Annotated in this window: 10 protein-coding genes and 1 pseudogene; 9 read left to right on the plus strand and 2 right to left on the minus strand. The window is 72.9% G+C overall.

Features of this window, described 5'->3' with window-relative positions; genetic code table 11:
- Positions 1-17: 17 nt before the first annotated feature.
- From ilvN to KV557_RS19630, 5 genes are all read left to right on the plus strand, one after another.
- Positions 18-542 carry an acetolactate synthase small subunit gene (gene ilvN, locus KV557_RS19610; RefSeq protein ID WP_218202005.1) on the plus strand — a complete coding sequence of 175 codons (525 nt, stop codon included), beginning with the start codon at positions 18-20 and terminating at the stop codon, positions 540-542.
- 155 nt (positions 543-697) lie between these two features.
- Positions 698-1,696, plus strand: a complete 999-nt coding sequence (gene ilvC / locus KV557_RS19615) for a ketol-acid reductoisomerase (RefSeq protein ID WP_030243908.1) — start codon at positions 698-700, stop codon at positions 1,694-1,696.
- A 245-nt stretch (positions 1,697-1,941) separates the two neighbouring features.
- Positions 1,942-3,531, plus strand: a complete 1,590-nt coding sequence (gene serA / locus KV557_RS19620) for a phosphoglycerate dehydrogenase (protein ID WP_218202052.1) — start codon at positions 1,942-1,944, stop codon at positions 3,529-3,531.
- Positions 3,532-3,869: 338 nt separating this feature from the next.
- Positions 3,870-4,028, plus strand: coding sequence for a hypothetical protein (locus tag KV557_RS19625; RefSeq protein ID WP_218202007.1), 159 nt, complete (start codon positions 3,870-3,872; stop codon positions 4,026-4,028).
- Between the two features lie 236 nt (positions 4,029-4,264).
- The gene (locus KV557_RS19630) at positions 4,265-7,618 is read left to right on the plus strand and encodes a S8 family peptidase (protein ID WP_218202008.1); all 3,354 of its coding nucleotides are present in this window, start codon (positions 4,265-4,267) and stop codon (positions 7,616-7,618) included.
- 58 nt (positions 7,619-7,676) lie between these two features.
- On the opposite strand, the gene KV557_RS19635 is transcribed toward KV557_RS19630, so the two are convergent.
- Complete coding sequence (locus KV557_RS19635) at positions 7,677-10,130, minus strand: YfhO family protein (RefSeq protein ID WP_256177672.1); 2,454 nt, start codon at positions 10,128-10,130, stop codon at positions 7,677-7,679.
- A gap of 161 nt (positions 10,131-10,291) precedes the next feature.
- Here KV557_RS19635 and KV557_RS19640 point away from each other — a divergent pair, with 161 nt between their 5' ends.
- The 4 genes from KV557_RS19640 (at position 10,292) to cimA (ending at position 15,276) form a co-directional block, all read left to right on the plus strand.
- Positions 10,292-10,855, plus strand: a complete 564-nt coding sequence (locus KV557_RS19640; protein WP_256177648.1) for a Uma2 family endonuclease — start codon at positions 10,292-10,294, stop codon at positions 10,853-10,855.
- 59 nt (positions 10,856-10,914) lie between these two features.
- Positions 10,915-11,952: a 3-isopropylmalate dehydrogenase gene (locus tag KV557_RS19645; protein WP_218202014.1), complete on the plus strand. Its 1,038-nt coding sequence runs from the start codon at positions 10,915-10,917 to the stop codon at positions 11,950-11,952.
- Positions 11,953-12,171: 219 nt separating this feature from the next.
- On the plus strand, positions 12,172-13,284 hold the full coding sequence (locus KV557_RS19650) for a branched-chain amino acid aminotransferase (protein ID WP_218202016.1): 1,113 nt from the start codon (positions 12,172-12,174) through the stop codon (positions 13,282-13,284).
- A 387-nt stretch (positions 13,285-13,671) separates the two neighbouring features.
- Positions 13,672-15,276 carry a citramalate synthase gene (gene cimA, locus KV557_RS19655; protein WP_218202017.1) on the plus strand — a complete coding sequence of 535 codons (1,605 nt, stop codon included), beginning with the start codon at positions 13,672-13,674 and terminating at the stop codon, positions 15,274-15,276.
- A gap of 81 nt (positions 15,277-15,357) precedes the next feature.
- On the opposite strand, the pseudogene KV557_RS19660 reads toward cimA, so the two are convergent.
- Positions 15,358-15,571 (minus strand): annotated as a pseudogene (locus KV557_RS19660) (ATP/GTP-binding protein); the annotation flags it as partial.

Genomic DNA, 15,571 nt, shown 5'->3' on the forward strand with positions numbered 1-15,571 from the left:
AGCGACTGAGGAACTTCATGTCCAAGCACACCCTCTCCGTCCTGGTCGAGAACAAGCCCGGCGTGCTCGCCCGCATCGCCGCGCTGTTCTCCCGTCGGGGCTTCAACATCGACTCCCTCGCCGTCGGCCCGACCGAGCACCCGGACGTGTCCCGGATGACGATCGTGGTCAACGTCGAGGACCTCCCGCTGGAACAGGTCACCAAGCAGCTCAACAAGCTCGTGAACGTGATAAAGATCGTCGAACTCGACCAGGCCGCTGCGATCCAGCGGGAACTGGTCCTGGTGAAGGTCCGCGCCGACAACGAGACCCGGTCGCAGATCGTCGAGATCGTCCAGCTGTTCCGTGCCAAGACCGTCGACGTGTCGCCCGATGCGGTGACCATCGAGGCCACCGGCAGCTCGGACAAGCTGGAGGCCATGCTCCGGATGCTGGAGCCGTACGGCATCAAGGAGCTCGTCCAGTCCGGCCTGGTCGCCATCGGGCGCGGCGCCCGTTCGATCACGGACCGCTCGCTGCGCGCCCTCGACCGCAGCGCCTGACCCGCGCTGTCCGCCCACCCGTCGCCCACCACCGCCCATCCAGCGGCGCGCTGCGCGCGACACCCCTTTCCGAAGTACTGCCCCATACCACCGCCGGGTGCGAATACGGTAGGCACCGCGTACCCGGCACCCATCACGCAAGGAGATGTGCCCCCGTGGCCGAGCTGTTCTACGAAGACGACGCCGACCTGTCCATCATCCAGGGCCGCAAGGTCGCGGTCATCGGCTACGGCAGCCAGGGCCACGCCCACGCGCTGTCCCTGCGCGACTCCGGCGCCGACGTCCGGGTCGGCCTGAAGCCGGAGTCCAAGTCCCGTGCCAAGGCGGAGGAGGCCGGCCTGCGCGTCGTCACCCCGGCCGAGGCCGCGGCCGAGGCCGACGTCATCATGATCCTCGTGCCGGACCCGATCCAGGCCGACGTCTACGAGGCCGACATCGCCCCGCACCTGAAGGCCGGCGACGCCCTGTTCTTCGGCCACGGCCTGAACATCCGCTTCGGCTTCATCAAGCCCCCGGCGGACGTCGACGTCTGCATGGTCGCCCCGAAGGGCCCCGGCCACCTCGTCCGCCGCCAGTACGAGGAGGGTCGCGGCGTCCCCGCGATCGTCGCCGTCGAGCAGGACGCCACCGGCAACGCCTTCGCGCTGGCGCTGTCCTACGCCAAGGGCCTGGGCGCCACCAAGGCCGGCGTCATCAAGACCACCTTCACCGAGGAGACCGAGACCGACCTGTTCGGTGAGCAGGCCGTCCTCTGCGGTGGCACCGCCGCCCTGGTGAAGGCCGGGTTCGAGACCCTGGTCGAGGCCGGCTACCAGCCGGAGATCGCCTACTTCGAGTGCCTGCACGAGCTGAAGCTCATCGTCGACCTGATGTACGAGGGCGGCCTGGAGAAGATGCGCTGGTCGGTCTCCGAGACCGCCGAGTGGGGCGACTACGTCACCGGCCCGCGCATCATCACCGACGCCACCAAGGCCGAGATGAAGAAGGTCCTCGCCGAGATCCAGGACGGCACCTTCGCCAACACCTGGATCGCCGAGTACAAGGCCGGCCTGCCCAAGTACAACGAGTACAAGAAGGCCGACGAGGACCACCTGCTGGAGACCACCGGCAAGAAGCTGCGCTCGCTGATGAGCTGGGTCAACGAGAAGGCCTGAGCCTCTCCCGGCTGCTTTTGACCGGCCTTGTTCTGCAGGGCCCTTGTACAAGTAGGCTGCTCCCGTCCGGGTGATTTCGCCGGACGGGAGCAGCCTCGTACTCTGCCCGTCGATACACTTCCGAGTGCGCGTCAGGCCCACAGCGTCGTGCGTCTACCTACGCGGCATGCCACCTTCCCCCGCCCTTCCACGCCACCTACGTGCCGGGGGAACCGGACAGTTAAGGACACACTGTCGTGAGCACTGTGACATCCAAAACCGCCGTAGTACTGATCGCCGAAGAGCTGTCGCCCGCCACCGTCGACGCCCTCGGCCCCGACTTCGAGATCCGGCACTGCAACGGCGCCGACCGCACCGAGCTGCTCACCGCGATCGCCGACGTCGACGCGATCCTGATCCGCTCCGCCACCAAGCTCGACGCCGAGGCGCTGGCCGCCGCGCGCAAGCTCAAGGTCGTCGCCCGGGCCGGCGTCGGCCTCGACAACGTGGACGTCGCCGCCGCCACCAAAGCCGGCGTCATGGTCGTCAACGCGCCGACCTCGAACATCGTCACCGCCGCCGAACTCGCCTGCGGCCTGCTGATCTCGGTCGCCCGCAACATCGCGCCGGCCAACGCCGCGCTCAAGGGCGGCGAGTGGAAGCGCAACAAGTACACCGGCGTCGAGCTGAGCGAGAAGGTCCTCGGCGTCGTCGGCCTCGGCCGGATCGGCGTCCTGGTCGCCCAGCGGATGTCCGCGTTCGGCATGAAGATCGTCGCGTACGACCCCTACATCCAGGCCGCCCGCGCCGCGCAGATGGGCGTCAAGCTGGTCTCGCTGGAGGAGCTGCTGGAGGTCTCGGACTTCATCACCGTCCACCTCCCCAAGACCCCGGAGACCCTCGGCCTGATCGGCGACGAGGCGCTGCACAAGGTCAAGCCGACCGTCCGCATCGTGAACGCCGCCCGCGGCGGCATCGTGGACGAGGAGGCGCTCGCCGGCGCCCTGCGCGACGGCCGGGTGGCCGGCGCCGGCCTGGACGTGTATGCCAAGGAGCCGTGCACCGACTCCCCGCTGTTCGCCTTCGACAACGTGGTCGCCACCCCGCACCTGGGCGCCTCCACCGACGAGGCGCAGGAGAAGGCCGGCATCGCCGTCGCCAAGTCGGTCCGCCTCGCGCTGGCCGGCGAGCTGGTGCCGGACGCCGTCAACGTCCAGGGCGGCGTGATCGCCGAGGACGTGCGCCCGGGCCTGCCGCTCGCCGAGAAGCTCGGCCGGATCTTCACCGCGCTGGCCGGCGAGGTGGCCGTCCGGCTCGACGTCGAGGTCCGCGGCGAGATCACCCAGCACGACGTCAAGGTGCTCGAACTGTCCGCGCTGAAGGGCGTGTTCGAGGACGTGGTGGCGGAGACGGTGTCCTACGTCAACGCCCCGCTGTTCGCCCAGGAGCGCGGCGTCGAGGTGCGCCTGACCACCTCCAGTGAGAGCCTTGAGCACCGCAACGTGATCACCGTCCGCGGCACGCTCGCGAACGGCGAGGAGATCGCCATCTCCGGCACGCTGGCCGGCCCGAAGCAGACCCAGAAGATCGTCGGCGTGGACGCCTTCGACGTGGACGTCGCGCTCACCGACCACATGGCCTTCTTCAAGTACGAGGACCGCCCGGGCGTGGTCGGCGTCCTCGGCAAGCACCTCGGCGACGCCGGCATCAACATCGCCGGCATGCAGGTCGCCCGGGACGGCGGCGGCGCGCTCGCCTCCATCACCGTGGACACCCAGATCCCGCAGGAGGTGCTGTCGGCGATCGCCGCCGAGATCGGCGCCCGCTTCGCGCGCTCGGTCGACCTGGGCGCCTGAGCCCCGGCCGTTTCCAGGGCCCGGACCACCGTTCGCCGGTGGTCCGGGCCCTGCTGCATGCCTTCGGGTGACCGCCGTCTCAGATACTAGGAAATCCAAGTATTCGTGCAGACACGGCCGGGCCGGGGTCGTACCTTGGAAGAGCCATACGGTGTGCCGCCCCTGTAGCCAGGGCGCGCGGCCCGTGTGCGCGTGCGCCCTCACAGGCAGGCGATCCCTGCCTTTGCGCTCCCTCCCGTCGCCCACCGCCACCCTTCTTACGGCGCGCTGCGCGCGACACCCCTGGTTTCCCCTCACTGAGTCGTGCCTTTGCGCGCGCCGCTTCCAAGGAGCCCGGTATGCCCCCGACTGCCGACCGTCACGCCACCTCCGCCCCCGCCGCCCCCGTCCGCGCCCCGCGCCGCCGCCGGGCCGCCGAGCGGAACACCTTCGCCGCCGCCGCCCTCCAGCGCTCGCTGGACCGTCGCGACAACGGCGGCGTGACCGGCCACCTCTGACGGGTGCTGTCGCTCGGTGCGGCGGACCGGCGTTCATCTGCCGAATAGGCCGCACGGGCTGATGCCGGGTCACCCCGGAGAGTGCAACTGGCGCCCGTCCGAGGGACGTTGCTCGCACTCACCGGCGCGATCATCCTAATTTGGGGCCCCCGGAAGGGTGATCGACGTCCGCGCGGGCGGGCGTCAGCGACCACGGTGTGCGGATCAGTCCCCCTTGCCGGGGGAGAGGGCCCCAAGTGCGTCTGCCACCCGTCCGCCGTCCGCTCGCGCGGATCGGCCTCACCCTGACCCTGCTCGCCGCTGCGCTGATGTCTGGTGGCGCCGCGCTCGCCGCGACTCCGGCGGCCGGCGGTCCACCGACCGTCGGCCCGCCCGGGGCGGGCCGATCGGCCTCCGTCCTGCTCGAACTGACCACCGAGGCGGCCGGTCCCGCCTGGCGGCGCGCCGCCGACGGGGCCCGGCGGGCCCAGCGCTCGCCGGAGGCCGTCCGCCGGGAGGCCGCCCGGGCCGGCGCCGGGCAGCGGGCCAGGGCCGGCGACGCGCTCGACCGGCTCGCCGAGGCCGTCCACCGCGCGGCCCCCGCCGCCCAGGAGCTCTACCGCACCCGCACCCTGCTCACCGGCCTCGCCGTCACTGCGCCCGCCGACCGGCTGCCGGCCCTGCGCGCGCTCCCCGGCGTCCGGGCCGTCCACCCGATCGTCCGCAAGCAGCGCGACAACGCCTACTCCGTGCCGCTGACCGGCGCCCCGCAGGTCTGGGCGGGTGCCGCAGCCGACGGCAACACGGGGCAGGGCGTGCGGATCGGCATCATCGACAGCGGCATCGACTACACCCACGCCGACTTCGGCGGCCCCGGCACCGAGGCCGCGTTCCGGTCCGTCGAACGCGGCAAGCCCGCACCGGCCGGGCTGTTCCCCAACGCCAAGGTGATCGGCGGCAAGGACCTCGTCGGCGACGACTACGACCCGGACCCGTCCTCCCCGCACCACCAGCCCGTCCCGCACCCCAGCGACAACCCGATCGACTGCGACCGCAACGGCCACGGCACCCACGTCGCCGGCACCGCGGCCGGCTACGGCGTCACCGCCGACGGCCACCCCTACACCGGGCCCTACCGGGCCGGGCTCGACCCCGCGGGCTTCAAGGTCGGCCCGGGTGCCGCGCCCGGGGCCGGGCTGTACGCGATCCGGGTCTTCGGCTGCGACGGCTCCACCGACCGGCTCACCCAGGCCCTCGACCTCGCCGCCGACCCGAATGGCGACGGCGACCTCACCGACCGCCTCGACGTCGTCAACCTCTCGCTCGGCAGCCGCTTCGGCAGCCCCGACGACGCCGACGCCGTCGCCGTCGACCACCTCGCCGCGCTCGGCACCGTCGTGGTCGCCGCGGCCGGCAACGAGGGCGACGTCTACGGCATCGGCGGCAGCCCCGGCACCGCCGCCCGGGCCGTCGCCGTCGCCGCCTCCGTCCACGGGCACGCCGACACCGACGGCATCACCGTGGTCGCCCCCGCGAACCTCGCCGGAGTCGTGCCGGCCCACTGGAGCGAGCTCTACCGCGGCTGGTCCACCTCCGACGTCCACGGCCAACTCGCCCTGCCCGCCGACCAGTCCGACGGCTGCACCGCGTTCAGCGAGGCCGACCGGCAGCGGCTCGCCGGGAAGATCGCCGTCCTCGCCTGGCACACCCGCGAATCCGAACGGCCCTGCAACTCCGGCCCGCGCGCCGACCACGCCGCCGACGCCGGCGCGATCGGCGCCCTCTACGCCGCCGACACCGACCACCTCGCCGAGATCGCCGGCAACGACCGCATCCCCACCGTGCTGCTCGCCCACGCCGACGGCGAACGGCTCCGGCAGGCCGCCGCGGCCGGCCCGGTCGAGGTCCGGCTCGCCGCGCCCGGCAACCCGCTGCACGGCTCCGTCCCCCAGCTCCAGCCCGGCCGGGCCGACACCCTCACCGACTTCACCTCCCGCGGCATCGGCGTGCCCGGCGTCGTCAAACCCGACCTCGCCGCCCCCGGCGAGACCATCTGGTCCGCGCTCGCCGGCAGCGGCAGCGGCGGCCAGCGCGAGGACGGCACCTCCATGGCCACCCCGCACGTCGCCGGGCTCGCCGCGCTCGTCCGCGCCGCCCACCGTGACTGGCCGGCGGAGCAGGTCAAGGCCGCACTGATGAACACCGCCGTGGACACCTGGCTCGGAGACGACCACAGCGGACCCGTCTACGGCCCCGAACGCACCGGCGCCGGGCGGGCCCAGGTCGACCGGGCCGTCCGGACCCCCGCCGTCGCCTACGCGGCGGGGGACGGTGCTGTCGAGGGCGCCGTCGGCGTCTCCTTCGGGCCGGTCGAGGTCGGCGGGCCGACGGCGCTGCGGCGCGAGATCGAGGTGCGCAACTACTCGTCGGCGGTGGTCAGTTACCGCACGGAATACGCGGCCGCGACCGAACTGCCGGGCGCTCATTATGACGTGACGCCCGCACAGGTCGACGTGCCGGCGGGCGGCACCGCACGGGTGCAGGTGACGCTGGCCGTCCCGGGGGAGCTGGGGCGCGCGCCCGACCCGACCATCGACACCGTCCAGGGCGGCAAGGCCCGCAGCTACCGGGGCGAACTCTCCGGACGGGTCCTGCTCACCCCCGTCACCGACCCCGCGCTGCCCGAACTCCGGGTCCCCGTCCTCGCCGCCCCGCGGCCCGTCACCGGGCTCAGCGCTTCCGCCCCCGTCCGGACCGCCCGGGACGGAACCCTCCTCATGCTCGGCGGCAGCTCCGCACCGGGCGACCGGCCCGGCCTCGTCAGTGCCTTCGCCCTCGGCGGCGAAGGCACCCGCTGGCCCGACTGCCCGCCCGGCAGCGGCGCCGCCGTCGGGCCCGGCGCGGGCATCGTGCCCGAGGGGGCCGCCGAACCGGCCGCCGCCCGGCAGGACGTCTGCGTGGAACACGCCGGCGACCGGGCCGCCGACCTGCGGGCCGCCGGCGCCGCCGCGGACGCCGGGATGCTCTACATCGGCGCCCAGCTGTGGGCGTCCGCCCCCACCCCGGTCGGGCTCTACGGCGTCCGCGTCTCGCTCGACACCGACGGGGACGGCGTCACCGACGTCATCCTCAAGGCCGATCGGCTGCGCGGCAGCGACGTCCTGGTCGCGCGCGCCCTCGACGCCCGCACCGGCGCCGAGCTGGACGTCCAGCCGCTCAACGCCCGTTGGGGCGACACCGACACGGCGCTGCTCGACAGCGACGTCCTCGTCCTCCCGGTGCGGCTGAGCGCCCTCCCGGGCGTCCGGGAAGGCCACAGCACCGTCCGCTATGGCGTCTGGACCGGCGCCACGGCCCCCGGCAAGCCCGACCCGGCCGACGCCTACTCCGCCATCGGCCTCCGCGGCACCCGCCCCACCCTCCCCATCGACGCCCTCCACCCCGCCGTCACCATCCACGACGGCCTCGCGGGCCCGGCACCCGTCGCCACCCCGGCCCACCCCGGCTCCGTCCTCGACGTCCACCGGACCCCGGGCGACACGTCCCGCCTGCTCCTGCTCCACCACTTCAACCAGACCGCCCACCACGGCGAGGTGATCACCCTCCCCTGACCCCCGGCCCGCGCCACGGGGGCGGCCCGCCAAAGCGGCGGGCCGCCCCCGTGTGTCGTCAGCCGGTGGCTGCTGCCCGGGCGGTGCGGCGGCGGGTGAGGTGGGCGGAGACGGCGACCAGGGCGAGGGCGGCCGCGGTGGCGGAGGTGACGGTCAGGCCCTCGGTGAGGCCGGGTGGGTGGAAGGAGCAGGCGATGCGGTCGGCGCCCGGGCCCAGGGGGATGCCGATCATCCCCAGCACCGGGGTCGGTGCCGCGTACCGGCCGCCGCCCGCCGAGCAGGTCCAGCCCTCGGTGGCGGGGACGGACAGCAGTGCCGTGCCGGTGGAGCCGGCCGGGAGCGTGGCGGTCAGGGTGTGGCCGCCGGCGGTCACCCGGGTGGCGCCGGTCGCGGTGAGGCGGGCGACGGCGGCGTCCAGGGCGCCCGGCCGCAGGCAGCCGATCGGGCGGGCCGGGAGCTGGCTCACCGCGTCGGACTGCAGCGTCACCCGGACCAGGCCGTCCGCCGGGACGGTCCCCAGCCGGTGGATCGGCACGGCGGTGGTCGGCTGCTCGCCGTCGCTGCGGTAGGTGGTGCCGAGGCCGCTCACCGTGCCCCGGTACCAGACCCCGTGGAAGAACGTCGTCGAGCCGGGCGTGCAGGCCGCCGTGAAGGCCGTCGCCTCGCCGCCGCCCGGGAGCGACCAGCCGCTGCTGCCGTGCAGGGTGGGCGCCGGGCCGCCCGCCGGGAGGGGCTCCGGGGCGTCGTACACCGTGCTGCCTAGCAGCGACTCCTGCCGCGACCACACCGACGAGATGTCCACCGTGCTTCCCGCCCGCAGCACCGTGACCAGCGGCGGGGCGGCGGCCCGGCCGGGTGTGAAGCCGTCCGGCGGCGGACCGTCGGCCAGGTGGGCGCGGACGGCGAACAGGGCCTGCCCGACGGGGTCGGTGACGCTGGAGGTCTGCCGCCCGCCGGCCGTCCAGCCGGCGCCGAGGTCGTGCAGGAGCAGGGCGGCGACGGTGGGCAGGTAGCCGCTGAAGTAGCTGCCGCCCTGGCCGTCGAGGAGCAGCGGGTCGTTGGTGGTGAAGGCGTGCGGGCCGGGGTCGCTACGGCCGCCGGGCCAGTCCGCGGCCTCCCGCACCGCCGTGTGCCCGGCCCGGACGGCGGCCCCGGAGGCCGTCCCGTCCGGTGCCGGGGCGAGCGCCGCGTACCCGGACCAGACGGCGTTGCCGAGCACCGCCCCGCCCAGCACCCAGGTGGCGAGCGCGCCGGCCCGCCGGTCGGTGTGCCACCGTTCCAGCGCCCACAGCGTGGCCACCAGCACCGCCCCACCGGCCGTCAGCAGCACCCAGGTGGACGCCCGGACGGAGTGCCGTCCGGCCGCGAGCCCGGCGATCACCGCGACCACGGCGACCCCGCCCAGCAGCGCGAACAGGTCCGGCCGGTGCGCCAGCGACACCCAGGCGGCCAGCACCAGCAGCCCGCTCAGCGCGAACGCCACCCGGTACGGCCCGCCGGCCGGGATCGCCAGGCCGTGCCAGACCAGCACGGTCGGCGTCCAGACGAAGCTCAGCACCACCAGCACCAGCGCGCCGCACCACACCGCCCGTTCGCGCACCCGCACCCGCCGGTTGAACGGCAGCCCGCACACCAGCAGCAGCCCCAGCAGGCCGATCGCCACGTCCGGCAGCGGGCGGCCGCCGTGCGTGCCGGGCAGCAGCTGGGCCAGGTGCCCGCCGAGGCCGGACGGGCCGAGCGGCTGGACCGGCGACTCCGGCTGGGCGGTCCGCGCGGCCCGCACGGCGACGAACAGGACGGGGGAGGCGAGCAGGATCCCGGCGGTGGCCATGGTGACGGCCCGTCCGGTCACCCGGACCCGGTGCCGGAACGGGCGCGGCGTGGCGAACAGGCGGACGGCGAGGACCAGGCCGGCCATGATGGTGGCCATCGCGGCGGTGTACAGGTTGCCGGCCCAGGCGAGGGTGACGCAGAGCGCGCCGACGACCCAGCGGCGTTCGTGCAGACACCAGTCGGCGGCGAGGCAGAGCAGCGGCAGCGAGACCAGGCCCCAGAGCCACATCGGCTCGGACCCGCCCACGGCGAGCACCCAGGCGCAGAGCCCGTAGCCGACGGCGGTGAGGGCGCGCAGCCAGCGGGGGCCGGGGTGCAGCCGGCCGAGGACGTGGGTCATCAGGGCGGTGCCGAGGCCGATGCTGCACAGGGTGATGAGGAAGACCGCGAGCTGCCCCTGGTCGCGGGGGAGGAGGACGGTCGGCCAGGAGAACGGGTTCGTCAGGTAGGCGAAGAAGTCGGCCAGGAACGGGACGCCGTAGCCGCTGTTCCAGTTGAACAGCAGATCCCCGGTGGCCTGCCCGTGCGCCAGGTCCCACAGGTGGGCGTGGAACGGCAGCGCGACGTCGTCCGCCCCGGGCGGCAACGCCCCGCGCAGCCCCGCCGCCAGCGCGTACCCACCCATCGCCAGCCCCGCCGCACCCCCGCAGGCCGCCACCTCCCGCCGCCACTGGCCCATCTGCGGCACCACCCCGTTCTGCGAGCACTCCCGGACCTCGCCACCATAAGTGCGCCCCAGGCGCGTCCCCGGCCACCCGCGCTCCCTCGAATGAGTGGCGTCCGCGGGCGTTTTGCCGAGTAGCCTGAGAGGGCCGCCAGGATGCCCGTATGGGAGGAACCATGAGCATCGCGCCGTACCCCGACTGGATTCGGCCTCCTGCTGGTGGCTACACCGCAGAGGACCTGGACCGGCTGCCTGATCTCCCGCCGCACACTGAGCTGCTCGACGGGAGCCTGATCTTCGTGAGTCCGCAGACGAAGTTCCACGTGAGGGCGAAGCGCCTGCTGGAGCGAGGGCTGGAGAATGCGGTTCCGGAGGGTTGGGAGGTGTGGCCGGAGATGACGGTCACGCTGGACCGCCGGAACCGTCCGGAGCCCGACCTGCTCGTGGTCCATGAGGAGTCGGACACGGGCTACCTCCAGACGGGGTTCGCGGCTGAGCATGTGTTGCTCGCGATCGAGGTGGTCTCGGAGGAATCCCGGGAGCGTGACCGGGAGATCAAGCCGCGCAAGTACGCGGCAGCAGGCATTCGTCACTTCTGGCGCGTTGAGTGCGACGAGGGCCGCCCGGTCGTTTACACGTTCGAGCTGGAGCCGGCGTCCAGGAGGTACTTCCCGACCGGGATCTACCACAAGCAGTTGAAGGTTGATCAGCCCTTCCCGATTGAGATCGACCTGACCTGACGCGTCCGGATGGTGGACGTGAGATGTCAGGGTCTGGGACACCGGAGTAGGGTCCGAGTATGTCTCGCACGATGCGTCTCGCAGTTGTTCCCGGTGACGGTATCGGCCAGGAAGTGGTGGCCGAAGGACTCAAGGTCCTGGGTGCCGTGCTTCCCTCCGACGTGAAGCTGGAGACCACCGAGTACGACCTCGGGGCCCGGCGGTACCACCGGACCGGGGAGACGCTGCCGGACAGTGTGCTCGCGGAGCTGAAGTCGCACGACGCGATCCTGCTCGGCGCGATCGGGGATCCGAGTGTGCCGTCCGGGGTGCTGGAGCGGGGGCTGCTGCTCAAGCTGCGGTTCGCGTTCGACCACCACATCAACCTGCGGCCGGGCCGGCTGTTCCCCGGGGTGAAGTCCCCGCTGGCCGGCGAACCGGAGATCGACTTCGTGGTCGTCCGCGAGGGCACCGAGGGCCCGTACGTCGGCAACGGCGGCACGCTGCGCACCGGGACCGCGCAGGAGGTGGCCACCGAGGTCAGCCTGAACACCGCGTACGGCATCGAACGGGTGGTGCGGGACGCGTACCGCCGGGCGCAGGCGCGGCCGCGCAAGAAGCTGACGCTGGTCCACAAGAACAACGTGCTGGTGCACGCCGGCCACCTGTGGACGCGGATCTTCGCGGAGGTCGGCCGGGAGTTCCCGGAGGTCACCACCGACTACCTGCACGTCGACGCGGCGACGATCTTCTTCGTGACCCAGCCCGAGCGCTTCGACGTCATCGTCACGGACAACCTGTTCGGAGACATCCTGACCGACCTGGCCGCCGCCGTGACCGGCGGGATCGGCCTGGCCGCGAGCGGCAACATCAACCCGGGCGGGGAGTTCCCGTCGATGTTCGAGCCGGTGCACGGCTCGGCGCCGGACATCGCGGGCCAGGGCAAGGCCGACCCGACCGCCACCGTGCTGTCGGTCGCCATGCTGCTGGACCACCTGGGCTTCGCCGCGGAGGCCGCCAAGGTCGAGGCCGCCGTCGCCGCGGATCTGGCCGAGCGCTCCGGCGCCCGCAGCACCTCCGAGGTCGGCGACGCGCTCGCCGCCCGAGTATCGGGCTGACACGGGCCGATCCCTGACAAGGGTCCGCCCCGTTCGGGCCGGACCGCATAACCGCAGCTTGCAGCTCCCCAAGAAGCAGGCAACTGTTCGGCACGGCCCTCTGGATGCGAGTATCGACAGTGGGCCGTGCCGTTGTGCGTTCGTTCGGGCGTTCGTTCGCCGTAACGTTCACTCGGTGGTGGCGGCCCGGACCAACCCCACGGTGAAGGACACACAGCCATGAGCACGCCCACCCAGGCGCCCATCACGTTCGACCTCAAGCCCTCCGCCCACCCGCTGTCCGACGCGGAGCGCGAGGCCCGGCTGACCAACCCCGGCTTCGGTCGCGTCTTCACCGACCACATGGTCACCGTCCGCTGGACCGAGGGCCGGGGCTGGCACGACGCCCAGCTGACGCCGTACGCGCCGCTGGAGATCGACCCGGCGAACATGACCCTGCACTACGGCCAGGCGATCTTCGAGGGCCTGAAGGCCTACCGCCAGGCCGACGGCTCGATCGCCACCTTCCGCCCGGAGGCCAACGCCGCCCGCTTCCAGGCCTCGGCCCGCCGGCTGGCGATGCCGGAGCTGCCGGTGGAGACCTTCGTCGAGGCGGTCGAGCTGCTGGTCCAGCAGGAGCAGGCCTGGGTCCCGAACCAGCCCGAGCAGACCCTCTACCTGCGCCCCTTCATGTTCGCCACCGAGGTCGGTCTGGGTGTCCGCCCGTCCAACTCCTACCTCTTCGTGATCATCGCCTCGCCGGCCGGCGCCTACTTCCCCGGCGGCGTCAAGCCGGTCTCGGTCTGGCTCTGCGAGGACTACGTCCGGGCCGCGCCCGGCGGCACCGGCGCCGCCAAGTGCGCAGGCAACTACGCCGCCTCGCTGATGGCCTTCGCCGAGGCCGCCGAGAAGGGCTGCGACCAGGTGGTCTGGCTCGACGCCGTCGAGCACCGCTGGGTCGAGGAGATGGGCGGCATGAACCTGTACTTCGTCTTCGGCGAGGGGAAGGACGCGAAGGTCGTCACCCCCGAGCTGTCCGGCGCCCTGCTGCCCGGCATCACCCGCGACTCGCTGCTGACCCTGGCCGCCGACCTCGGCTACGCCGTCGAGGAGCGGAGGATCTCCACCGACGAGTGGAAGCAGGGCAACGCCGACGGCACCCTCACCGAGGTCTTCGCCTGCGGCACCGCTGCCGCCATCACCCCGGTCGGCTCGGTCAAGTCCCGCGGCGGCGACTGGACGGTCGGCACCGGCGAGCCCGGCGCGATCACCATGGAACTGCGCAGGGCCCTCCTCGCCATCCAGGGCGGCCAGGCCCCCGACACCCACGGCTGGCTGCACAAGATCGTCTGAATCGGGTAGCCCCGGCACCGCCTCCGGCCTGCGCCGTTTCGCATCGCGAGACGGGCAGGCCGGATCGTGGAGGGTGTGCCAGACTGCCAACGTGTCCTCGCTGTCGCTGATTATTAGCAGCAGGCGCGCCGGTCCGCAGTGACCGCTCCCGCAGGACCCGATGCGGAGCGACCACCAGCGTCCAGACCCGCGCGCAGACCTCTCGCACCCGCGAGGGGTCTTTTGCTTTTTGGGCGCAGCCCCAACGAGCACAGCCTCCCGGACCGGCCGAGAGCCCCCACGAAGGGCTCGGGGACACCGGGATCGCGCGCGGGATGCTGGACAGTGGAGCCGGAACGAGAAACCGGCAGAGCAGTACGAACCTCCCCGAACGGAGAACCAGGGGTCATGACCGAGGTCAGCCGTACCGACGACAGCTTCCACGTGTTCGACACCACCCTGCGTGACGGCGCGCAGCGCGAGGGCATCAACCTCACGGTGAACGACAAGCTGGCCATTGCCCGGCACCTGGACGACTTCGGGGTGGGCTTCATCGAGGGCGGCTGGCCCGGGGCGAACCCGCGCGACACCGAGTTCTTCGCCCGCGCCGCCGCCGAACTCGACCTGGAGCACGCCCAGCTGGTCGCCTTCGGCGCCACCCGCCGCGCGGGCGGCCGGGCCGCCGACGACCCGCAGCTGGTCGCCCTGGTCACCTCGGGCGCCCCCGTGGTGACCCTGGTGGCGAAGGCGCACGACCGGCACGTGGAGCTGGCGCTGCGCACCACGCTGGACGAGAACCTGGAGATGATCCGGGACAGCGTCGCGTACCTGCGTGCGCAGGGGCGGCGCGTGTTCATCGACTGCGAGCACTTCTTCGACGGCTACAACGCCAACCGGGACTACGCGCTCGCCGTGGTCCGCGCCGCGCACGAGGCCGGGGCGGACGTGGTGGTGCTGTGCGACACCAACGGCGGGATGCTGCCCGCGGGTGTCCACGAGATCGTCGCCGACGTCCTGGCCAGGACGGGTGCCCGGCTGGGCATCCACGCCCAGGACGACACCGGCTGCGCGGTCGCCAACACCCTGGCCGCGGTGGACGCGGGCGCCACCCACGTGCAGTGCACCGCGAACGGCTACGGCGAGCGGGTCGGCAACGCCAACCTGTTCCCGGTGGTCGGCGCGCTGGAGATCAAGCACGGCCGCCGGGTGCTGCCCGAGGGCCGGCTCGCCGAGATGACCCGGATCTCGCACGCCATCGCCGAGTTGGTCAACCTGACCCCGTCCACCCACCAGCCGTACGTCGGCTACTCCGCCTTCGCACACAAGGCGGGTCTGCACGCCTCCGCGATCAAGGTGGACCCGGACCTCTACCAGCACATCGACCCCGAGCTGGTCGGCAACACCATGCGGATGCTGGTCTCCGACATGGCCGGCCGGGCGTCCGTCGAGCTCAAGGGCAAGGAGCTCGGCTACGACCTCTCCACCGACCGCGACCTGGCCGGCCGGGTGGTCGCCAAGGTCAAGGAGCAGGAGAACCTCGGCTACACGTACGAGTCCGCCGACGCCTCCTTCGAACTGCTGCTCCGCGACGAGGTGCGCGGCAGCCGGGACCGCTTCTACACCCTGGAGTCCTGGCGGACCATCAGCGAGCAGGGCCCGAACGGCTTCACGGGCAACGAGGCGACGGTCAAGCTGTGGGCCAAGGGCGAGCGCCGGATCGCCACCGGTGAGGGCAACGGCCCGGTCAACGCGCTGGACCAGGCGCTGCGCACGGCGCTGGAGGGGATCTACCCGCAGCTGGCCAGGTTCGAGCTGGTCGACTACAAGGTCCGCATCCTGGAGGGCCAGCACGGCACCGGCTCCAAGACCCGGGTGCTGATCGAGTCCACCGACGGCGCGTCCACCTGGTCCACCGTCGGCGTGGCCGACAACGTGGTCGCGGCCTCCTGGCTGGCGCTGGAGGACGCGTACACCTACGGCCTGATCCGGGCCGGGCAGGAGCCCACCGAGTAGCGGGCTCCGACACGGCTGCACCCAACACGGCTGCGGCCCACGGACGTTCGAGCGGAGGTCCGTGGGCCGCAGCCGTGTTCGTCACCGCAGTCGGGCGAGGAGTGCGTGTTCGACGAGGGTGATGAGGGCGCTCTTGGCGCTGTCCCGGCGTCGGGCGTCGAGGGTGATGACGGGGGTGTCGGGGCCGAGTTGGAGGGCTTCGCGGACTTCGTCGGCGGTGTGGGGCTGGTGTCCGTCGAAGCCGTTGAGGGCGACGACGAAGGGGAGTCCGCTGTTCTCGAAGTAGTCGAGGGCG

It is taken from the genome of Kitasatospora aureofaciens (assembly GCF_019192735.1).
Classification (GTDB): domain Bacteria; phylum Actinomycetota; class Actinomycetes; order Streptomycetales; family Streptomycetaceae; genus Kitasatospora; species Kitasatospora aureofaciens_A.